Origin of the sequence: Pantoea sp. SM3 (genome assembly GCF_000963995.1) — a bacterium.
Classification (GTDB): Bacteria; Pseudomonadota; Gammaproteobacteria; order Enterobacterales; family Enterobacteriaceae; genus Pantoea; species Pantoea rwandensis_B.
Genome location: NZ_JZRD01000017.1, coordinates 232,480 through 254,009, shown reverse-complemented (window position 1 = coordinate 254,009; position 21,530 = coordinate 232,480). Strand labels below are relative to the sequence as shown.

13 protein-coding genes are annotated in these 21,530 nt (G+C 55.6%); 6 read left to right on the top strand and 7 right to left on the bottom strand.

Features of this window, described 5'->3' with window-relative positions; translation table 11 throughout:
- Window positions 1-55: 55 nt before the first annotated feature.
- From mdtC to VI01_RS11895, 3 genes are read right to left on the bottom strand one after another with little or no spacing between them, the layout of a single operon-like run.
- Complete coding sequence (mdtC, locus tag VI01_RS11905) at window positions 56-3,124, bottom strand: multidrug efflux RND transporter permease subunit MdtC (RefSeq protein WP_045815258.1); 3,069 nt, start codon at window positions 3,122-3,124, stop codon at window positions 56-58.
- On the bottom strand, window positions 3,121-6,243 hold the full coding sequence (locus VI01_RS11900; protein WP_045815257.1) for an MdtB/MuxB family multidrug efflux RND transporter permease subunit: 3,123 nt from the start codon (window positions 6,241-6,243) through the stop codon (window positions 3,121-3,123). The genes mdtC and VI01_RS11900 overlap by 4 nt, the downstream gene beginning before the upstream one ends.
- Window positions 6,243-7,469 carry an MdtA/MuxA family multidrug efflux RND transporter periplasmic adaptor subunit gene (locus tag VI01_RS11895; protein ID WP_045815256.1) on the bottom strand — a complete coding sequence of 409 codons (1,227 nt, stop codon included), beginning with the start codon at window positions 7,467-7,469 and terminating at the stop codon, window positions 6,243-6,245. The genes VI01_RS11900 and VI01_RS11895 overlap by 1 nt, the downstream gene beginning before the upstream one ends.
- Window positions 7,470-7,719: 250 nt before the next feature.
- On the opposite strand from VI01_RS11895, the gene VI01_RS11890 reads away from it, so the two are divergent.
- From VI01_RS11890 to VI01_RS11880, 3 genes are all read left to right on the top strand, one after another.
- The gene (locus VI01_RS11890; protein WP_045815255.1) at window positions 7,720-8,832 is read left to right on the top strand and encodes an RNA-guided endonuclease TnpB family protein; all 1,113 of its coding nucleotides are present in this window, start codon (window positions 7,720-7,722) and stop codon (window positions 8,830-8,832) included.
- Between the two features lie 167 nt (window positions 8,833-8,999).
- Window positions 9,000-9,962, top strand: a complete 963-nt coding sequence (locus VI01_RS11885) for an aldo/keto reductase (RefSeq protein WP_045815254.1) — start codon at window positions 9,000-9,002, stop codon at window positions 9,960-9,962.
- Between the two features lie 213 nt (window positions 9,963-10,175).
- Complete coding sequence (locus tag VI01_RS11880) at window positions 10,176-11,516, top strand: carbohydrate porin (RefSeq protein ID WP_045815253.1); 1,341 nt, start codon at window positions 10,176-10,178, stop codon at window positions 11,514-11,516.
- A 138-nt stretch (window positions 11,517-11,654) separates the two neighbouring features.
- On the opposite strand, the gene yegD is transcribed toward VI01_RS11880, so the two are convergent.
- From yegD to VI01_RS11865, 3 genes are all read right to left on the bottom strand, one after another.
- Window positions 11,655-13,007 carry a molecular chaperone gene (gene yegD, locus VI01_RS11875; RefSeq protein WP_038645930.1) on the bottom strand — a complete coding sequence of 451 codons (1,353 nt, stop codon included), beginning with the start codon at window positions 13,005-13,007 and terminating at the stop codon, window positions 11,655-11,657.
- Window positions 13,008-13,069: 62 nt separating this feature from the next.
- A complete protein-coding gene (locus tag VI01_RS11870) occupies window positions 13,070-15,634 on the bottom strand; it encodes a diguanylate cyclase (protein WP_052696998.1) in 2,565 nt (854 codons plus the stop codon).
- Between the two features lie 146 nt (window positions 15,635-15,780).
- Complete coding sequence (locus tag VI01_RS11865; RefSeq protein ID WP_038645933.1) at window positions 15,781-16,395, bottom strand: phosphatase PAP2 family protein; 615 nt, start codon at window positions 16,393-16,395, stop codon at window positions 15,781-15,783.
- A 229-nt stretch (window positions 16,396-16,624) separates the two neighbouring features.
- Here VI01_RS11865 and udk point away from each other — a divergent pair, with 229 nt between their 5' ends.
- From udk to asmA, 3 genes are all read left to right on the top strand, one after another.
- Window positions 16,625-17,263, top strand: coding sequence for a uridine kinase (gene udk, locus VI01_RS11860; RefSeq protein WP_034824830.1), 639 nt, complete (start codon window positions 16,625-16,627; stop codon window positions 17,261-17,263).
- Between the two features lie 87 nt (window positions 17,264-17,350).
- On the top strand, window positions 17,351-17,932 hold the full coding sequence (gene dcd / locus VI01_RS11855; RefSeq protein WP_034824828.1) for a dCTP deaminase: 582 nt from the start codon (window positions 17,351-17,353) through the stop codon (window positions 17,930-17,932).
- A gap of 134 nt (window positions 17,933-18,066) precedes the next feature.
- Window positions 18,067-19,869: an outer membrane assembly protein AsmA gene (asmA, locus tag VI01_RS11850; RefSeq protein ID WP_045815252.1), complete on the top strand. Its 1,803-nt coding sequence runs from the start codon at window positions 18,067-18,069 to the stop codon at window positions 19,867-19,869.
- A gap of 50 nt (window positions 19,870-19,919) precedes the next feature.
- Here asmA and VI01_RS11845 read toward each other — a convergent pair whose 3' ends face one another.
- Entirely contained in the window at window positions 19,920-21,485 is a 1,566-nt protein-coding gene (locus VI01_RS11845) for a TerC family protein (protein WP_045815251.1), read from the bottom strand.
- Between the last annotated feature and the right edge of the window lie 45 nt (window positions 21,486-21,530).

Sequence of the window (21,530 nt, the reverse complement as noted above, 5' to 3'; positions counted from 1 at the left end):
GTGACTGGATAAAGTTTACTCGCTTTATGCTATGTAGCAAAGGTGTATAGCATGGTCATTCGGTAATCAATGCCGTTTTTTTACGTCGACTCAGCTTATCCATCATCAGAAACACCACCGGCGTGGTGTAGAGCGTGAGTAGCTGGCTCATCACCAATCCGCCTGCAATAGTGATGCCCAGCGGCTGGCGCAGTTCAGCACCATCGCCGCTGGTCAGCACTAGCGGCAGTGCACCAAACAGCGCGGCCAGCGTGGTCATCAGAATCGGGCGGAAGCGCAGCTGACACGCCATGAAGATCGCGTCACGCGCGCTGAGATTGCCGTTGCGCTGTGCCTCCAGCGCGAAATCCACCATCATGATGGCATTCTTCTTCACGATGCCGATCAGCAGCAAAATGCCAATCAACGCAATTAAACTGAACGGCGTATTAAACAGCTCCAGCGCCAGCAGCGCCCCCACGCCCGCCGAGGGCAAAGTTGAGAGGATGGTCAGCGGATGCACATAGCTCTCGTACAAAATCCCCAGCACGATGTACACCGCGGCAATCGCTGCCAGCATCAGATACAGCTGATTGGATTGCGACTGCTCGAACACCTGCGCGGTGCCGGCAAAACTGCCGCGCACGCTGGAGGGCACACCGAGCGCCGTCATGGTGCGTTCAACCGCCTCTGAAGCCTGAGATAACGACACGCCTTCCGGCAGGTTGAACGAAATGGTTGAGGCGGCAGACAAACCTTCATGGTTCACCGACAGTGGCGCATTGGCGGGCTGCCATTTGGCGAACCAGCTGAGCGGGATCGCTTTGCCATCACTGTTGATTACAAACATCTGATCCAGCGCACTGATATCCTGGGTGTAACGCGGATCGACCTCCATCACCACCTTGTACTGGTTCAGCGGCTGATAAATGGTAGAGATCTGCCGTTGTCCGAAAGCATTGTTCAACAGCGCGTTGGCGGTCGAAACCTCAATGCCCAGCCGCGCCATACTTTCACGGTCGTAGGTCAGATCCATCTCGCTGCCTTTGTCCTGCTGATCGGAGTTCACGTCTACCAACTCCGGCAACGCGGCAAATGCCTGACGAATTTTCGGCTCCCACTCACGCAGGTCGGCGAGGTTATCCGACAGCAAGCTGTACTGATAGCTGGCATTGGATTCACGTCCACCGATGCGAATATCCTGCACCGCGTTGAGATACAGGTTAGCGCCTGGCTCTTTCGCCAGCTTGGTGCGCAGGCGCGCAATCACTTCCTGGGCGTTTTCACTGCGCTCCGATAGCGGCTTGAGCGAGACGAACATCGAACCGCTGTTGGTGCGCGAACCGCCGGTAAAGCCAGTGACGTTATCCACCGCCGGATCGGCCTTGATGATGTTCATAAAGTCCTGCAGCTTGCCGCGCATCGCCTGGAACGAAATGCTCTGATCCGCCGAGATAAAACCGTTCAGTCGTCCGGTGTCCTGCTCCGGCATAAAGGTTTTGGGGATCGAGATAAACAGATACACGGTCAGCCCAACGGTGGCGAGCAGCAGCATCAGTACCCAGATGGCGTGGTTCAGCACCCATCCCAACGAGCGCGCGTAACCGTTTTGCACACTCAGCATCACTTTGGCAAAACCCCGCGTGCGCGGCTGGCTGCGCTTTTCCTGCGGTTTCAACAGGTAGGCGCACATCATTGGCGTCAGTGTGATGGAGATAAACAGCGAGATGAGGATCGCCACCGACAGCGTGATGGCAAATTCCGAGAAGAAGCGCCCAATAATGCCGCCCAGCATCAGCAGCGGCAGGAACACGGCAATCAGCGACAGACTCATCGACAGCACGGTAAAGCCCACTTCGCGCACGCCGGTTAGCGCTGCCTGTAACGGTTTCATCCCTGCTTCAATGTGACGCGCGATATTTTCCAGCACCACAATCGCATCATCGACGACAAATCCGGTGGCGATGGTGAGTGCCATCAGCGACAGGTTGTTGAGGCTGAAACCGCACAGATACATGGCGGCGAAAGTGCCAATCAGCGAAACCGGCACGGCTGCCGCCGGGATTAAGGTGGCGCGTCCATCCCGCAGGAAGACAAACACCACCAGAATCACCAGCGCGACCGCAATCATCAATGACTGCTCCACTTCCTGCAGCGAGGCGCGAATGGTGGGGGAACGGTCCTGAGCGATCTGTAAATCGATGGCGGCGGGGATCACTTCATGCAGCAGCGGCATCTCGCTGCGAATACGATCCACGGTTTCAATGATGTTGGCATCCGGCGATTTGCGCACCACCAGCAGCACCGCCGGTTTGCCATTGGTCATCCCGGCATTGCGCACGTCCTGCACCGAATCCTGCACGTTGGCGACATCGCTCAGGCGGACGGCTGCGCCATTGCTGTAATGCACCACCAGCGGCTGATATTCGCTGGCGGTTTGCAGTTCATCGTTGGTGCGTACCTGCCAGCGCTGCTGCACATCATCAATCGCTCCTTGCGGACGGCGCTGGTTGGCGTTGCTGATGGCGGTACGTACCGCATCCAGTGATACCCCTTGGTTAAACAATGCCTGCGGGTTGAGATCGACGCGCACCGCAGGCAGCGAACTGCCGCCCACGGTCACATCACCGACGCCCTGAATCTGCGACAACTTCTGCGCCAGTTGCGTTGAAGCGTAATCATACAGCTGACCGGGATTATAAATGTCCGAGGTCAGCGTCAGGATCATGATCGGTGCATCTGACGGGTTCGCTTTGCGGTAGGTCGGACGGCTCGGCATACCGGTCGGCAGCAGGCTTTGTGCGGCGTTGATCGCGGCCTGCACGTCACGCGCTGCGCCGTTGATGTCGCGGTCAAAATCAAACACCAGAATCACGCGCGTGCTGCCGAGTGAACTGGTGGAGGTCATTTCACTGACACCGGCAATGCGCCCCAGCGAACGTTCCAGCGGCGTGGCGACCGAAGCCGCCATGGTTTCAGGCGACGCGCCGGGCAGCGAAGCGGTAATTACGATCACCGGGAAATCCAGCTGCGGCAACGGGGCCACCGGCAGCAGGCGGAAACCGAGAATACCGGCCAGCGCAATCGCCAGCGTCAGCAGCGTGGTCGCCACTGGCCGATGGATAAACAGTGCGAAGAACTTCACGGCTGCGCCTCAGAACGCTTAAAGCGACGGCGCGTGGCGTGGGCCAGTCGGTCAAACAGCAGATAGATCACTGGCGTGGTAAACAACGTCAGGATTTGGCTGAGGATCAAGCCGCCGACCATGGCAATGCCTAAAGGATGGCGCAGTTCAGCGCCAACACCGGTGCTCAACATCAATGGCAAGGCTCCAAGCAATGCCGCCATGGTGGTCATCAGAATCGGACGGAAACGCAGTAAACAGGCCTGATAGATCGCGTCACGCGGTGCCATACCTTGCTCACGCTCGGCGGCCAGCGCAAAGTCGATCATCATGATGGCGTTTTTCTTCACGATACCAATCAGCAAGATAATGCCAATGATGGCGATAATATCCAGCTCATTGCCGCTCAGCATCAGCGCCAGCAGCGCGCCCACACCCGCTGTTGGCAGCGTGGAGAGAATGGTAATCGGATGGATAAAGCTCTCATACAGCACACCGAGCACGATATACATCGCCACCACCGCCGCGATAATCAGCCACACGGTACTGGTGAGCGCCGCTTCAAACGCCAGCGTGCTGCCCTGTAACTGCGTCATCATTTCGGCTGGCATGCCGACCTGATCTTCGGCTGCACTGATGGCTTTCACCGCTTCGCCCAGCGAATAGCCTTCGGCGACATCAAACGAGAAGGTGGCTGATGGGAATTGATCGAGGTGGTTAATGCTCAATGCCGCATGACGCTCTTCGATCTGCGCGATGGCACTGAGCGGAACGCTGCCGCCGTCGGTGCTGGTCAGTCGAATACCGTCGAGACTGGCCAGCCCCGGCGTTTGCTCATTGTTCTGCTCCAGCACCACGCGATACTGATTGGCCTGGGTATAAATGGTGGAGATCAATCGTTGACCGAAGGCGTTGTACAGCGCGTTATCGACATCCGCCATGGTGATACCGAGGCGGCTGGCGCTGTCGCGATCGACGCGGATAAAGGCTTCCAGCCCCTGATCCTGCCAGTCACTGCTGACGTCACGCAGCTGCGGCAAGCTATTGAGTTGTGCCAGCAGCTTCGGCACCCAGGTGCTGAGTGATTCCAGCGAGCCCGATTGCAGCGTGAACTGGTACGGCGTGCGGCTCGCCTGGGTTTCAATGGTCAAATCCTGCACGGGCTGCAGCCACAGTGAGACGCCAGGTACTTTATCAATCTCTTGCTGCAGGCGTTTCTGCACTGCGGGAATGCGGTCATCGCGCTCGCTGAGGGGGTTGAGATTGATCTGCAAACGCGCGCTGTTGAGTGCCGCGTTAGTACCATCGACGCCGACAAACGACGTCATGCTCTGCACCGCCGGATCTTTCATGATGATCGACGCCACATCGCGCGTGCGTTCCGCCATGCTGCTGTACGACACCGACTGCGGCGCCTGCAAGGTGCCCTGAATAATGCCGTTGTCCTGCTGCGGGAAAAAGCCTTTCGGGATGGCAATCCACATCACTATTGTGAGTAGCAGGGTGCCGAGCGCCACCGACAAAGTGATCCATGGATGTTGCAATACGCGGGTTAGCCAGCGGCCATAACCGGCAATCACCCGATCAAACATCGCTTCACTGGCGCGCGAGAAGCGATTCTGTTTGCGCAGCGATTCGGCGCTGAGCATGCGTGCACACATCATCGGCGTCAGCGTGAGCGACACCACGGCGGAGATCAGTATCGCCACTGCCAGCGTCACCGCAAACTCACGGAACAGGCGACCAATTACATCGCCCATAAACAGCAGCGGGATCAGCACCGCAATCAGCGAGAAGGTGAGGGAGATAATGGTGAAGCCGATTTCGCCCGCGCCTTTCAGCGCCGCCGTCATCGGCTTTTCGCCTTTTTCGATATAGCGCGAGATGTTCTCGATCACCACGATGGCGTCATCGACCACAAAGCCGGTGGCAATGGTGAGTGCCATCAGCGTCAGGTTATTGATCGAGAAGCCAAGAAAATACATCGCCGCAAACGTCCCGACCAGCGACAGCGGCACGGCCACGGCCGGAATGATGGTGGCAGGCACGTTACGCAGAAACAGATAGATGATCATCACCACCAGACCAATCGCCAGCATCAGCTCGTGCTGCGTATCCGCCACCGATGCACGGATGTTGGTGGTGCGGTCGGTGAGCAGTTTCACGTCTACCGATTTGGGCAGTGTGGCGGTAAGGGAGGGCAGCAGCGTACGAATACTGTCAGCAGTGGCGATGATATTGGCGCCCGGCTGGCGCTGTACGTTGAGCACAATTGCTTGCTGACGGTTAGCCCAGGCACCGAGCCAGCTGTTCTCCGCACCTTGTTCAATGCTGGCGACATCGCCTAAGCGTACCGGCGCGCCGTTGTTATAGCTGATGATCAGCTTGCGGTAATCTTCGGCGGAGGTCATTTGGTCATTGGCCGCCAGCGTAATCGAGCGCGTTGGGCCATCCAGGCTACCTTTGGCGGAGTTGACGTTGGCGTTGGTAATCGCGGTGCGCACGGTTTCGCTGGTCAAACCTAATGCGGCCAGCGCCTGGGTATTCATTTTCACGCGTACCGCCGGGCGCTGTCCGCCGGATAGCGTCACCAGGCCTACACCTGTGACCTGCGAAATTTTCTGCGCCACGCGCGTTTCAACCATGTCCTGCACTTGCGTCAGCGGCATGCTGGTGGTGGTGACGGCGAGCGTCATGATCGGGGGATCGGCAGGATTGACCTTACTGTAGACCGGCGGGTTGGGCAGATCGCTGGGCAGCAGATTGGTGGCAGAGTTGATCGCCGCCTGTACTTCCTGCTCAGCAACATCCAAAGAGAGGGAAAGCTGGAACTGCAAGGTCACCACGGAGGCACCACCGGAACTCTGCGATGCCATCTGCTTCAGCCCTGACATCTGGCCGAACTGACGTTCAAGCGGGGCGGTAATCGAGGACGTCACCACATCCGGGCTGGCGCCGGGATAGAGCGTGACCACCTGAATCGTCGGGTAATCCACTTCGGGTAGCGCCGATACCGGCAGAAAGCGGTAACCGAGCACGCCCGCCAGCAGAATGGCAATCATCAGCAGCGTGGTCGCCACCGGGCGCAGAATAAACAGGCGTGACGGGCCGCCACTGCTGTCTGGGGGCATCACCTGCATTATTGACGCTCTCCACGCGCAGGCTGGGCGGCGCGCGTGCTGTGTGTGGCAGTACTTTGCGGTGATACCACTTCAACAGTGGCACCTTCGGTCAGACGGTCCAATCCGTCAGTGACCACGCGCTCACCGGCGTCGAGCCCGGCACTGATCACCACTTTCTGGCTGTCCTGCAAGCCCGCCGTCACACGCTTCTTGCTCACTTTGTTTTCGCTGTTGACCACCCAGACAAAGTGGCCGTCGTTGCTCATTTGCAGCGCAGCCGTTGGGATAACCACTGCATCCTGCAGCGTGTCCACTTTCAGGCGCGCGTTGACGAACTGATTGGGGAACAGCGCATCATCCTGATTATCGAAGCGCGCTTTGAGTTTGATGGTGCCGGTGGTGGCATCAATCTGGTTATCGAGGCTGAGCAGCGTGCCGCTGGTGAGCAAGGTTTTGTTACTGCGATCCCAGGCTTCGACAATCAACGGCTGTCCACTTTTCTGTGCCTTGAGAATCTGGCTAATGTTGTTCTCGGCGACGCTGAACACCACGTCAATCGGATGGGTTTCGGTGATCACCACTAAGCCAGTGGTATCGCCAGAAGTGATGTAATTACCGACATCAACCTGCTTCAGCCCGACGCGTCCGGCGATCGGCGCGGTAATGCGGCTGTAGGTAAGATTAAGCTGCGCGCTGGCGACGTTACCTTCATCGGCTTTAATCGTGCCCAGCGTTTCACTCACCAGCGAGCGTTGTGTGTCCAGTTCCTGCTGCGACACCAGTGAGGTTTTCGCCAGTTTTTCATAGCGACTCAGATCGCGACGTGCATTGGCGAGCGTGGCCTGATCTTTTGCCAGCTGTCCCTGGGCCTGAATTAACGCGACCTGATACGGGCGGGGATCGATTTCGGCAAGCAGTGCACCCGCTGCCACCTGCTGGCCTTCCTGGAAATGTAAAGCCATCAGCTGGCCGTCAACGCGGCTGCGTACCGTGACGGTATTCGCGGCGGTCACAGTGCCGAGTCCGCTGAGATAGTAGGGCACGCTTTGCGTGGTTGCGGCAGCCGCCTGCACCGGTGCCAGAGGACGGCGATTGGCCCCGCCAGCGCCACGACCATGATGTTGCTGGCCCTCGGCTTGCGGCTGTTTACTCGGTTCCGCAGGATGCTGCCACCAGTAATATCCACCGGCCAGTGCGGCGACCGCGACGATAGTTATCAGGCTTGTTTTCAGTCGACTTTTCATCTGCTTGCGTGCTCTCCAGCGGTTTCGTATTCCCCAAATGCGAAAGCAAAATGGCCGTTTCGCAAACGAAATGATTGTAGTCGCCCGTACCGGGCAAAAATTGAAGGAATTAAGAATATCGCCCCTGGCAGGCTAAGTATTCATCTGAATGTTCCTGTAAAGCCCATCCTTTCACGACGGGGGGTAAGGGGAAGCTTACCAACCTAACATCTTTTGTGTTTTCACATTTTTCTCAATATTATGTGAAACCATGAAGCGCGCATTTAAATACAGGTTCTACCCAACTCCCGAGCAGGTTGAGCTATTGGCTCTAACGTTCGGCTGCGTGCGTTTCGTCTATAATTCAATCCTTCGCTGGCGCACCGATGCTTATTATGAGCGACAGGAAAAGATTGGCTATGTTCAGGCTAATGCCCGGTTAACCGCCCTTAAAAAGGAGCCAGAATTTTCCTGGTTGAAAGATGTTTCCTGCGTTCCTCTCCAGCAGTCGCTACGCCACCAACAGACCGCTTTTTCTCACTTTTTCGCCGGGCGAGCCGCCTACCCAGTCTTTAAAAGTAAACGCCATAAACAATCGGCGGAATTGACAGCCAGCGCGTTTAAATACCGCGAGGGTAAGTTGTATATGGCAAAGAGTAAAACGCATTTAGACGTGCGCTGGTCGCGTCCATTACCGTCTGTACCTTCCACCGTCACGATCTCCAAAGATGCTGCTGGGCGATATTTTGTGTCCTGCCTTTGTGAATTTAAGCCTGTATCACTGCCGATCACCGCCTGTACGGTCGGCATTGATGTTGGCTTACATGATTTGTTCGTAACTGATACTGGATTCAAAACTGGCAATCCCCGTCATACCGCTAAATATGCGAAGCAATTAGCTCTGCTACAGCGTCGATTGAGCAGGAAGCAAAAAGGCTCAAAGAATCGCGCCAGAGCCAGCGCCAAAGTCGCCCGCATCCACGCTAAAATTGTTGATTGCCGTTTGGATAACCTGCACAAGCTGTCCCGCAAACTGATTAACGAAAACCAAGTTGTTTGCGTCGAATCCTTGAAAGTAAAAAACATGATCCGCAACCCGAAACTGTCTAAGCACATATCAGACGCAAGCTGGGGCGAATTTGTGCGGCAGCTTGAGTATAAAGCTGAATGGTCGGGGAGGTCGCTGGTCGCAATTGACCAGTATTTCCCATCCTCAAAGCGTTGTAGTTGTTGCGGTTATATATCCAAATCCCTGCCTCTTAATGTTCGTCACTGGCAATGCCCTGAATGCAGCGCTAAACATGATCGTGACGTTAATGCGGCTATCAATATCAAAACCGCCGGGCTGGCGGGGTTTGCTTGCGGAGAGTCTGTAAATCCTTGATGCCTTCTTCGGTGTCAAGGTTCGACTTTGTGAAACAAGAATCCCCTTTCTCTAGAGAAGGGAGTTGTCAAATTACGTAAACATTTTGGCAGGAAAACGCATAAGCGCAGCGATTTCCTTTGCTAAGCTCAAAGGCAGTCATGTCTCGTTTCAATAAGGAGAACAAAATGAGTCAACAGAAAACCCGTCAGCTTGGCGACAGTGGTATTCAGGTTCCGCTTCTCACTTTTGGCGGCAATGTTTTCGGCTGGACAGTCGACGAGAAAACCTCGTTCTCACTGCTCGACGCGCTGGTGGAAAAAGGGCTGTTCTTTATCGATACCGCGGACGTTTATTCGCGCTGGGCACCCGGTAATGAAGGGGGCGAGTCTGAAACCATCATGGGTAAATGGCTGAAAAAAAGCGGCAAGCGCGACAGTATCGTGCTGGCGACGAAAGTGGGGATGGAACTGTCTCCGGAGAAAACCGGGCTAAAACCAGCTTACATCCGTCAGGCGGTGGAAGATTCGCTGCGTCGTTTGCAAACCGATGTGATAGACCTTTATCAGGCGCACCGCGACGACCAGGATACGCCGCTGGTTGAAACCCTCAAAGCTTTTGATTCGTTGATTAAAGAGGGCAAAGTGCGCGCGATTGGCGCCTCCAACTACAACGCAAAACGCCTACAGGAAGCGCTGGATATCAGCAAGAAAGAGGGGCTGGCACGCTATGAAACGCTGCAGCCAGAATACAATCTGTATGACCGCCAGGAGTATGAAAGCGGGCTGGAGCAGGTGGCGGTTAAAAATGGTCTCGGCGTGATTAACTACTACTCACTCGCCAGTGGCTTCCTGAGCGGCAAATACAAAAAGCCGGAAGACGCCAGCAAAAGTAAACGCGGGCAGGGCATCGTTGAGAAGTACCTGAATGAGCGCGGCAAACGCATTGTTGAAGCGCTGGAGGATATCGCGGCTTCGCATGATGCGTCAGCGACTCAGGTGGCTTTGGCATGGCAGATTGCGCGCCCGAGCATCACCGCGCCGATCGTCAGTGCGACCTCGCTGGAGCAGATTAACGAACTGGTGAAAGCCACCGAGTTAGAGTTGAGTAAGCAAGAGATCGAGGAACTGGCGAGCGCCAGTAAGCTGTAATCCTCACGGGACGCGACGGCGTCCCGCTTTATTTTGTTTTTTTGCCATGCAAAAAATGCCATTTCTGTAAAAAAATATTCATTCATAGACCCTTGTCACAGTTGCGTTAATTAACTATCACCCTTCCAATCAGTGCGCACATATTTGCAAAAGTTGACATAACGCCAGCACTATCCTCTGTTCGATCCTTTCCCGTCACATCACAAAAGAATAATGATCATGAACAGAAAAAAAGCAGTGCAGCATATGCCCCGTCTGGCAGCGGGCACCCTGATGTTTGCGATGTTGAGTACATCAGCAATGGCGGCTGATGCCTTCAGCTATGACTCACCTTACATGTTTGGCGATTGGGGGGGTTCCCGAACGCAGCTGGAAAAAGACGGCATTAAATTCGACGTCAACTACACCATGGAAAGCGCCTCTAACCTCGGCGGCGGCGCGGATACCAACACATCCATGCGCTATAGCGATCAGTGGGCGTTTGGCGCCAACTTTGACCTGGAAAAACTGCTGAACTGGCAGGATGCACAATTCCAGATGACCATCACTGACCGTAATGGCCAGAATATTTCCGATCAGGTCGCCGACCGTCGTACGGGCATGCTCTCTTCAACGCAGGAAGTGTACGGCCGTGGACAAACCTGGCGCCTGACGCAGTTCTGGTTGAGCAAAGGCCTGTTTGATGACGCGGTTAACCTGAAAGCCGGTCGTGTCACCGTGGGTGAAGATTTCGATAACTTCGACAGTAAGTTCCAGAACCTTGCTTTTGGTAGTGGTCAGGCGGGGAACTGGCGTGGCGATCGCTGGTTCAACTGGCCTGTCTCCCAATGGGGCGGCCGTGTGAAATTCAACATCACACCGGAAGTGTTCTTCCAGGTCGGTTTCTATAACCAGAACAGCGCCAACTACGATCGCGGTGATGGCTTCCGTCTGGATACCAGCAACTCTGAAGGCAACATGGTGCCGGTGGAACTGGGCTGGAAACCGACTTTCGGTGCCGACAAACTGCCGGGTAACTACCGTATCGGGTATTACTACTCGTCTGCCAACAGCGATAACTACGGCAGCTGGCGCGATGGGGCTTATCAGAGCCAGGATCACGCCTACGGCGGTTATGTGCTGTTGCAACAGCAGCTAACAGCGCAAGGCGGGGACGCCAGCCGTGGTTTGGGCGTGACGGTGCAGGCGGTGATGAACGACCACAAAACCTCGAAAACCGACAATTACCAGTCCATCAGTTTCACCTGGAAAGGGCCGTTTGATGCGCGTCCACAGGATGAAATCGGTGTCGGTGCGGCGCGTATTCACGTTAACAGCGCCTATACCCGTTCGCTGCGTGAGCAGAACAACGCTAACGGCGAAACTGACTTCAACAGCCCGACCTATCTGCCGATTCAGGATGGCTCGGAGTATAACTATGAAATCTATTACAACGCTCAGCTGACCAAATGGCTGCAGCTGCGTCCGAACCTGCAGTATGTGGTGGCGCCGGGTGCAGTGAGCGAAGTGAAAGATGCGTTTGTCGGTGGCATCGCGGCGAATATTAACTTCTGATTCGCGGATGCACATGAAAATGGCGGCCAGATGGGCCGCCATTTTTTTGTCGCTTACCCATAGCGCCACAACGCTATTCGCCTCTGCCGGCGAGTCAGTCGCTAGTGCGGTGACCGATGGTGCAGGTCGCGGTAGCGATTAACGGAACATCACTTCTGCCCAGCGCGCCAGACCGGCGGTGACCGAGCCAAAGTCATCGCCTCCGGCAATCGGCGTGTCCGGCAATGCTTGCTGCAATGCCGCACGCAGCACCGGCGACCGTGCGCTGCCGCCGGTCAGGTAAATCACTTCCGGCTTGGTTTCACAGGTGGCGAGTGCCAGATGCACTTGCTCCAGGATACGCTCCAGTGGCTGGTTGATGGCTTCTTCCAGCTGGGCGGCACTGATTTCAGCCTGCAATGACTGGGCGATAAACGCCAGTGACGCTTCGGTCTCCGGCAACTCGGACAGCGCGATTTTGCTCTCTTCAGCGGCACGCACCAGACGATAGCTTAGCTTCTGTTGCCACACTTTCAGCAGGTGCGCCACTTTATCGCCCTGCTCGGCATCGCGAATCAAATCGCGCAGCAGTTTACCGCTCGCGGCAGAGTAGAAGTCGCTTTGTGCCGGAACATCGTTAATCGCCACCGCATTCCACCACGGCAGTGCGGGCAGGGCGGTGCCTTTTTGCGTGTTACCACCGAGACCCAGCAGAGGCATCAGGGTTTTGAACGCGAGGATAATGTCGAGATCGTTACCGCCCACGCGGCAACCACTGTGGCCCAGCAAACTTTCACGACGGTCGGTTTTATTGCGCCACTCTGGGCCCATCAACAGCATCGAGCAGTCGGTCGTACCGCCGCCGATATCCACCACCAGCACACGCGTCTCTTTCTCCAGCGTGGCTTCAAAGTCCAGCCCGGCGGCAACCGGTTCAAACTGGAATTCCACGTCGCGGAAACCCGCACGCTTCGCCGCACGCAGCAGAATACCCTGCGCCTGCTGGTTTGCCTCTTCGCCGCCCAAGCCCTGGAAGTTGATCGGGCGGCCGATCACGGCTTGCTCAATCGGACGGTCTAGTTGGGTTTCGCCCTGCTGGCGAATGTGCAGCATCATGGCGCACACCAGATCTTCGAAGAAGGCGATTTGCTGTGGTTTAAGGCCGTTGGCGCCAAGGAAAGATTTCGGTGATTTCACGAACCACACTTCTTCCGGATCCACCATATATTGTTGCAGCGCGGTCAGGCCGAACTGCACGCTTGCCGCGGTCACTTCGATATCCTCTTCGCGGTTATAGCGCAGGGCACGCTGGAGCAGCGCGGTACCCTCGGTGTCCGGTGTCGGCACCTGATGATGGCGGTGCAGCCATTCGCTGATCGCTTCACGCGTGGGTGCACAAATCATGGAGGGAAGCAGGCGCTGACCCTTCTCCAGTGTCAGCAGGCGCGGTGTACCGTTATCGCTGACCGCGATAGAACAGTTGGCCGTGCCGTAATCGAATCCAATGAACATTTTATCCCCCATGCCAGAAAAAAGGGGGCGACTTTAGCGCAGCCAGCGCGGGCTGGCAATGATCACATTTGTACTTCCTGATAAACGTGATATTGACCACGGCCCGCATGTTTCGCGCTGTAGCAGGCGACATCCGCCTGTGACATCACCACATTGCGGATGCAGTTGTGCTGATCAATCTGCGTGATCCCGGCGCTGGCGCCCACATGATAAGGATGATCGTGCCACAGGAAGGTGTATTCGTTGACCGAAGTGACAATGCGCTGAACCACATCGCGCACCTGGTCAACGTGACTATTCGGCAGCAGCACGCCAAATTCATCGCCGCCCAAACGCGCCAGCAGATCGCTGCTGCGCAGGTGTTTTTTCATCAGCTCCGCCAGTTCACGCAGCAGGGCGTCACCTGCCGCATGACCTGCGTTGTCATTCACCGCTTTGAATTTATCGAGGTCGATAAACACCAGCACATGCTGAGTGTTGTTGGCCGCAGCATCGTTCACCGCGCTTTTCAGTTGCTGTTCAAAGCTATGGCGATTCGGTAGCCGCGTCAGCATATCGTGCGAAGCACTGTAGCTGAGGCGTTTCATCATTTTGCGTGATTCACTGACATCCTGAATAACCATCACCGCACCGATGCTGGCGCCGGTGAGGGTTTTCAATGGGGTAATGCTGTAGTGAATTTCCACCTGCACACCCTCGGGCGTGTGCAATACCAGCTCTTCTTCTAGGTCGGGTGAGGTTTTTTCTCCCGGTAAGTTACACAGCAGCAAATTCTCTACGCGCGGACCGTTAGCACCGCGCGTGATATTTAACAGCTCGCTTAACGCCACTCCTGCCGCTTTTTCCTGCGGCCAGCCGCTCAGTGTTTCGGCCACCGGGTTCATAAAGGTCACGCGCATCTCATCGTCGGTACTGATCACCGCTTCGCCAATCGAATCGAGGGTGATCGCCATCCGCTCTTTTTCCTGGAACAGCGCTTCGTTGAGCGCGCGCAGTGGCGTAATGTCCTGGCAGATGCCGAGCATGCGCTCGATTTGACCATCCTGACTGAGAATACGGTTTGCCTCGGTGCGCACATAGCGCGAGCCGCTGGGCAGATTGACACGATATTCCAAATGGAAAGCGCTGCGCCGTTCAATCGCCTGCTGCACGGTCAGTGCGGCGTTTTCACGTTCGGCGGGATCCAACAGATGCAGCCACAGGTCATAGGTGGGCACCTGATGGGGGCCGAGCGCGAACAGTTCATACATGCGTTTATCCCACAGCATCTCACCGCTCAGCAGGTTCCACTCCCACACGCCGATACCGCCCGCCTCGTTAGCCAGCGTGATGCGTTCCATCAGGCGGCGATTCACCTGTTCACTCTGTTTGAGTTCAGAAATATCGACTATCTGCGCAATAAAATAGAGCGGCTGGTATTCAGCATCGCGCACCATGGAAACCGTCAGGCGAGCCCAGACGATTTCGCCATCTTTGCGGAAATAGCGCTTCTCCATGGTGTAAGTCATGATGTCACCCGCTACCAGACGCTCCAGCTGTTGCAGGTCGCTGTTGAGATCGTCGGGATGGGTAATCTGCTGGAAAGTGAGTTTTTTCAGTTCGTCAGCCGGAAAGCCCAGCGTTTGACACAGCGACTGATTGACCTGCTGCCAGCCACCGTTGGGCGACACCAGCGCCATGCCAATCGCCGAGTACTCCATTGCATTACGGAAGCGGGTTTCACTCTCGCTGATATGATGCTTTTCGCGCTGAAACGCATCCATCACCAGCGCCATGACATGGCTGGGAAGGAGCACCAACAAGAACGGCAGCCAGGTACTGACCTGGCCGAGCAGCAAGCCATTTTGCGCCAGATTAACAAAGTTAAACGCCAGCAGAATCGAGATGAAACTCGCATTCAGGAAGAACAGCACAAAGGCTTCGAATTTCGGTAGCCGCACGGCGCACCAAAACAGGATCACCACGATAAAAGTGAACGGCCACGGCAGAAATCGCAGCGATAAATAACTGGCGAGCAGGGTGACAAATAGGGTCAACAGGGTTTCCAGCTGATGGCCGGGGCTGATTAACTGGCGCAGTGGCTTATTGGGCCACAGTAACAGCACGGGGCCAAATGCCAGTACGCCGATCACCTCGGAGATCACCCAGGTCGAAAAGAAGGGCAGAGACGCGCGATGGCCCACATGCAGCATCCATACTGCCACCACACCGCCAATCAGGGGGGCAATCAAACCGGCGCATAAGGCGAATCGCACCCAATCGAGTAGCGAATTCAGGGGATTTCTGCGATCCAGCAGTGCGCGCAGCATCAAACCCCCGAGAATGGCCTGCACCATATTCAGGATGGCAAATTTAAGGTTACTTAGCGCCGGACCAATGACGATTAAGTTGGCCAGCGAGGTGCCAATGACACAGCTTAGCAGCAACAACGGCACATGTTTTGAGGGGGCGCGGAATACCACTACCGTCATCAGGGCGGTAGAGTACCAAAGTGGGGAAATACGTCCGCTGACCACAATCAGTTCGAGACAAAATAGCGTCAGTAAAAAGGCCAAAGCACCCAGAAACAGTACGTTGAGCCATTTTCTTTGCGGTCGATCCTGTGAGGTTAATATTTCCAGTGTCATGCACGAATCCAGCAGCGCGCATTCGTTACACGTCGAAAAATGCGCCAATCATTCTCTGTTTTCATGCTAGCACATCTGTATAAGATGTCTGCGCAGAATCTGGTTTAGCCCTGATTCAATGAAAGTTTTGGCCCTGACAAAAAAGATTAATCGCGAAACAGATCGGCGCGCGTGTAGGGTTTTTCTAATCCGGCGAGATGGGCGGAAAAACGTTCAAGAAATTGCTGCGTGGTGGCAACGCGGCCATGGCCCATCAACACCAGCGGTACCAGCAGGGCGACACACACTTGTGCCAGGCTAAAACCTTTCAATGCGGTGCGACGCTGTGTGACCAGGAAAGCGCTGCTCAGCGTGAAGCCCAGCATCAGGCCGGTAAGCACTTCACTGAAGGAATGCGCGTGGATCACCAGGCGTGACAGGCCGACCATCATCGGAATCAGATAGCCAATACCAATGGTTAGTGTGCGCCAAAAGGTCGGGAAGCGGCCCGAAACCAGCCACATCATCACCGGCCAAAGTGTTGCTGACATGGCGCTGTGGCCGCTGAATCCGGTGAAGTTAAATCTGGCGCTGCCAATGCCAAATCCGAGAAACAGGATTTTAGACAGGCTAACCAGCAGGCCCGCCAGGCCAAACGCGAGCAGCCAATACCAGACAGTCTGGCGGTTGTCGCTTTTCCACGGCAACACCAGCGCGATAATCACGGCGGTCGGGATCAGCAACATGCTGTCACCAAAATAGGTCAGGGTTTTCCAACTCATATTTTTCCTTGGGCTTTATTGAGTCAACCTGGGTGGTACACCACTCAGGCAGGAGAACAGTGTATCGATTAAGCATCTGGCTGCAAAAGGGGATATTCTGAAAAGCGGCGGGCCCATTTCTCTGGCATCAAACAGGTGAAATACCTATAATTGCCGCCAACTAACCCTCTCAATCGGCCCATTGCGGTTTCGGCTTCAATTGGCTCCAGTTATCAGGTCTTAAAAAAGTATGACTGACAAGTCTCATCAGTGCGTGATCGTTGGCATCGCAGGTGCATCCGCATCCGGAAAAAGTCTTATCGCCAGCACGCTCTATCGTGAAATCCGTGACCAGGTCGGTGACGAGCATATCGGTGTGATCCCCGAAGATGCTTACTACAAAGATCAGAGCCACCTCACCATGGAAGAGAGGGTGAAAACCAACTATGACCATCCCAGCGCCATGGACCACGATCTGCTGTTGCAGCATCTGCGCGCGTTGAAGGCGGGTCAGGATATTGAGTTACCGGTTTACAGCTACGTTGAACACACGCGCACCAGTGACTGTATTCATCTTAAGCCGAAAAAAGTGATTATCCTTGAGGGCATTCTGCTGCTGACCGATGCGCGTCTGCGTCAGGAGATGAACTTCTCTATCTTCGTGGATACCCCGCTGGATATCTGTCTGATGCGTCGCATGAAGCGCGATGTGAATGAGCGTGGTCGTTCCATGGATTCGGTGATGAGCCAGTATCAGAAGACCGTGCGTCCAATGTTCCTGCAGTTTATTGAGCCATCCAAACAATACGCTGACATTATCGTGCCGCGTGGCGGGAAGAACCGCATCGCCATCGATATTCTCAAAGCCAAGATTAACCAATATCTTTGAAATTACTGCGTCCGGATGGACGTGACGCGTGAAGGTTGTCACAACAGTGGCGACCTTTCGCTACACTTAAAGCATGGAGACTCTGCGATGAGATTATGCGATCGCGACATTGAAGCCTGGCTCGACAACGGTAAACTGGCGATTGATCCGCGCCCACCGGTTGAGCGCATTAATGGCGCCACCGTGGATGTGCGCCTCGGCAACCAGTTCCGCACTTTCAGTGGTCACACTGCACCGTTTATTGATTTGAGTGGCCCAAAACACGAAGTCAGCGCCGCACTGGATCGCGTCATGAGCGATGAGATTGTGCTGCCAGAAGGGGAAGCTTTCTTCCTGCATCCGGGTGAGTTAGCGCTGGCAGTGACGCTGGAATCGGTCACGATTCCGGATGATCTGGTGGGTTGGCTGGATGGCCGCTCCTCGCTGGCGCGTCTGGGCTTGATGGTGCACGTGACGGCACACCGTATCGATCCAGGCTGGCAGGGCCGCATCGTGCTGGAATTCTACAACTCCGGTAAGCTGCCGCTGGCGCTGCGCCCGGGCATGCTGATTGGCGCATTGAGCTTCGAGCCATTGTCTGGCCCGGCAGCACGCCCCTATAACCGCCGCGAAGATGCAAAATATCGTGGTCAGCAGGGTGCCGATGCCAGCCGTATCGACAAAGACTGATGTTCGCCTAATGATTCAACGTGCGGCAAAGCGGTAAGAGGGTGAATCCCCGGTAGCTGGCATCAGTGTGTGACTGGGGTAAATGAACGCAGCCAACGCCGCTGCAGCATGAAGAATGACGGTGATGAGGGATTATGAGAAGAGTGATAACGACGCTGGCCATCCTGTTAGTGGTGGTCGTGGCGGGCATGACGGCACTGGTGTTGCTGGTCAATCCCAACGACTTTCGTACCTATATGGTACAGCAGGTAGAACAGCGCAGTGGTTATCAACTTGAAGTCAGCGGTGGCCTGCGCTGGCACGTCTGGCCGCAGCTCAGTATTCTCGCCGGGCGCATGAGCCTGACCGCACCTGGCGCCAGTCAGCCGATGGTCACCGCAGAAAATATGCGTCTGGATGTCAACCTCTGGCCGCTACTCTCGCATCAGCTGAGTGTCAGCCAGGTGATGCTGAAAAATGCCGTGATTCGCGTCACGCCTGACAGCGCCGCCCAGAAACCGAGCGGTTCACCGGTGGCGCCCACGGACGCGGAGCCGGTGGTAACGCGTTCCAATGGTTGGTCATTCGATATTGCTAAACTGCGCCTCGCCGATAGTCTGCTGATCTGGCAGCAACCCGGCGGCGACGAATACAACTTCCGTAATCTCAATCTCAGCCTCGATCAGGATGCCAGCAAAAACGCCAGCATCGAACTCGCCACGCGCATTTCACGCAATCAGCGTAATGTGAGCGTCAACCTGAAAGGGCAGATGAATGTGGCGCAGTATCCTCATCGGCTGGTGGGGCAGATAGATGAGATGGATTACACGCTGGATGGCGCTAACCTCCCGCCGCAGGGTATCAAAGGGGCGCTGAGCGGGCAGGGCGAGTGGAATGCCGATAAACAGCAATTCGCGTTGCAAAAGATGCAGTTGACGGCCAACGACAGTACGCTGGATGGCAGTGCCGAAGGGCGTTTAATGTTGCCGCAGCAGCTCAATCTGGCTTTACACGCCACAACCTTGAATCTTGATAATCTGATGGCCAGCGCGCCCGCCAGCGACAACAGCACCCCGCAGCATGCCAGCGTGACGCGCACGCCAGTGATCGCTGAACCACGCACGCGTACCAACGCTGACTCGCCGTTGAATCTGATGGATTTAACGCTGAGCCTGAATGCGGATTCCAGCGTGTGGCGCGGATTGACGCTGAGCAATCTGCAGATCGATGCCAGCAATCAGGAAGGGTTGATGACCCTGAACAAACTGCAGGGGAAAATCGGCGATGGGCACTTCTCGATTCCGGGCAGCATTGATATCCGCCAGCCGGCGACGAAAGTCACCTTGCATCCGGAAATTGAAAACATCGCCATTGCACCATTAATGAAAGCGCTGGAACTACCGGAGAGTTTGCAGGGCACGGTCTCTCTGAAAGGCTATCTCAGCGGCACGGGCCTGAGCGTGGATGAAGCAAAGCGTAACTGGCAGGGTAACGCCGAGCTGGAGGCCACCAACCTGCAACTCGCCCAGCTTAATCTGCAACAGATGGTGCGCCGTGCTGTGGCGCGCGTGAGTAATAGCGTAACCAATAATGAGCCTGACGATCAGGGGATTCAGCAGCTGAGCGGGCGTATTAGCCTGAATCAGGGCAAGGTTGTCATGCCAGATCTGCAGGGTGGCAGTAGCCGCCTGGCAGTGCAGACCAAAGGCACGGTTGATGTGGTGAACCAGCAACTCGACGTCACCATCAATATGATGCTGCGCGGCTGGAAAGGTGACGATAAGTTAGCGAGTCTGCTCAACGGCCAGGCGATTCCACTGCGGATGTACGGTGGCTGGAACAACCTGCAATATTCACTACCGGTTGACGATGTGGTGCGCCAGCAGTTGCAGAGCGAAGCGAAGTCGCGCCTGAACGAGTGGCTGGATCGCCAAAAGCCTGCGGTGCAACAACCTTAATCTACGGGTAATGCCGTTATGCCTGGTTTGATTGGGCATAACGGCGTCGGTTACTGTGCTAACTCAGGCGCGGGCACAATTTCCACTTTCTGTACCCGATGATTTTCCACCTGCAGCGTGCGCAATAAATAATCTCCCACCTGTAACTCTTCTCCCTCTTCAGGCACATGTTGCAGGCTGTCCATTAATAATCCGGCCAGCGTGTGGTAATTACGTTTCTCATCCAGTGGCAAGTGCACATAGGCTGCCAAATCCTCTAAAGGAATATGCCCGTTCGCCACCCAACCGCCATGCGGCAATGGCTGGATATCATAGCGCGCATCAATCTCCTCGCCTTCATTCGGCAGATTCCCGGCGATCGTCTCCATCAGGTCGCTCAGGGTGACCACGCCTTCCACCGATCCAAACTCATCGACCACAAACGCAAAATGGGTGCGGGCGTGACGGAACTGCTCCAGTGCCTGCAATAACGTCAGGCGTTCGGGAAAAATCAGCGGTTGCTTCACCAAAGCACGTAAATCGAGAGAATGACTGTGCAGCGACTGATGGAGCAAATCAATCACATGTACCACGCCGAGCGGATCTTGCCCGCGTTCGGTAATCAGGATGCGGGTGTGCTGATTGTTATCCAGCTTCGTCATGATTGCGGCCGGATCTTCACTCAGGTCGATGTGCTCAATATCGTGGCGTGATGTCATGATGCTGCTGATGTGGCGCTGCCCTAAGCCGAGTACGCGGGCAATCATGCGCCGCTCCTGGCGATTGAATAACGCCCCTTCATCGCTGTCGCTGAGCAATGAGGCGGTATCGGCGTCCAGCTCGGCACGCTGGGCTTCACCACGCAATATGCGCAGCACGGCTTCTGAGGTGCGCTGGCGCAGCGGGCGTCCGGCAGTGAGGAAGCGGCGACGATTAAACAATGCCAGCTGATTAAACATCTCGATCACTATTGAGAAACCAATCGCCGCGTAGAGATAGCCCTTCGGAATAATAAAGCCGAGGCCTTCCGCGACCAGACTGAAGCCAATCATCAGCAGGAAACTCAGGCAGAGAATCACAATGGTGGGATGACCATTCACAAATCGCGTGAGCGGCTTACTCGCCATCAGCATGAGCAAAATGGCAATGGTGACCGCCGCCATCATCACCGGCAGCTCGTTCACCATGCCGACAGCGGTAATCACCGCATCAAGCGAGAAGATGGCATCCAGCACCACAATTTGCGCGACCACTGGCCAGAATTTAGCACCGTTCTTACTTTGACCACTCTCTTCGTCGCTCCCCTCCAGGCGACTATTGAGTTCTGTCGTCGCTTTATAAAGAAGAAACAGCCCGCCGGAGAGCAGCAGCAGATCGCGGGCGCTGAAATTGTGCTGGAACAGGGTAAACAGCGGTTGCGTGAGAGTCACCAGCCAGGAAAGCGATGCCAGCAACACCAGTCGCAACAGCAACGCCAACAGTAAACCGATCACGCGCGCACGGTCACGCGCTGCAGGCGGTAACTTTTCGACCAGGATGGCAATAAAAACCAGGTTATCAATACCCAGCACCAGCTCGAGAACGATTAGCGTGACTAATCCTGCCCAGAGCGACGGATCGAGGATCCACTCCATCATGCTTTCATCACCTGAATGTCTGAAAATGCGTTTTGTCTGATGATA

Coding starts and splice junctions, on each gene's coding strand:
- VI01_RS11900 (WP_045815257.1), bottom strand. CDS start 6,243: ATGCAGGTGATGCCCCCAGACAGCAGTGGCGGCCCGTCACGCCTGTTT.
- VI01_RS11895 (WP_045815256.1), bottom strand. CDS start 7,469: ATGAAAAGTCGACTGAAAACAAGCCTGATAACTATCGTCGCGGTCGCC.
- VI01_RS11890 (WP_045815255.1), top strand. CDS start 7,720: ATGAAGCGCGCATTTAAATACAGGTTCTACCCAACTCCCGAGCAGGTT.
- VI01_RS11885 (WP_045815254.1), top strand. CDS start 9,000: ATGAGTCAACAGAAAACCCGTCAGCTTGGCGACAGTGGTATTCAGGTT.
- VI01_RS11880 (WP_045815253.1), top strand. CDS start 10,176: ATGATCATGAACAGAAAAAAAGCAGTGCAGCATATGCCCCGTCTGGCA.
- yegD (WP_038645930.1), bottom strand. CDS start 13,007: ATGTTCATTGGATTCGATTACGGCACGGCCAACTGTTCTATCGCGGTC.
- VI01_RS11870 (WP_052696998.1), bottom strand. CDS start 15,634: ATGACACTGGAAATATTAACCTCACAGGATCGACCGCAAAGAAAATGG.
- VI01_RS11865 (WP_038645933.1), bottom strand. CDS start 16,395: ATGAGTTGGAAAACCCTGACCTATTTTGGTGACAGCATGTTGCTGATC.
- udk (WP_034824830.1), top strand. CDS start 16,625: ATGACTGACAAGTCTCATCAGTGCGTGATCGTTGGCATCGCAGGTGCA.
- dcd (WP_034824828.1), top strand. CDS start 17,351: ATGAGATTATGCGATCGCGACATTGAAGCCTGGCTCGACAACGGTAAA.
- asmA (WP_045815252.1), top strand. CDS start 18,067: ATGAGAAGAGTGATAACGACGCTGGCCATCCTGTTAGTGGTGGTCGTG.
- VI01_RS11845 (WP_045815251.1), bottom strand. CDS start 21,485: ATGATGGAGTGGATCCTCGATCCGTCGCTCTGGGCAGGATTAGTCACG.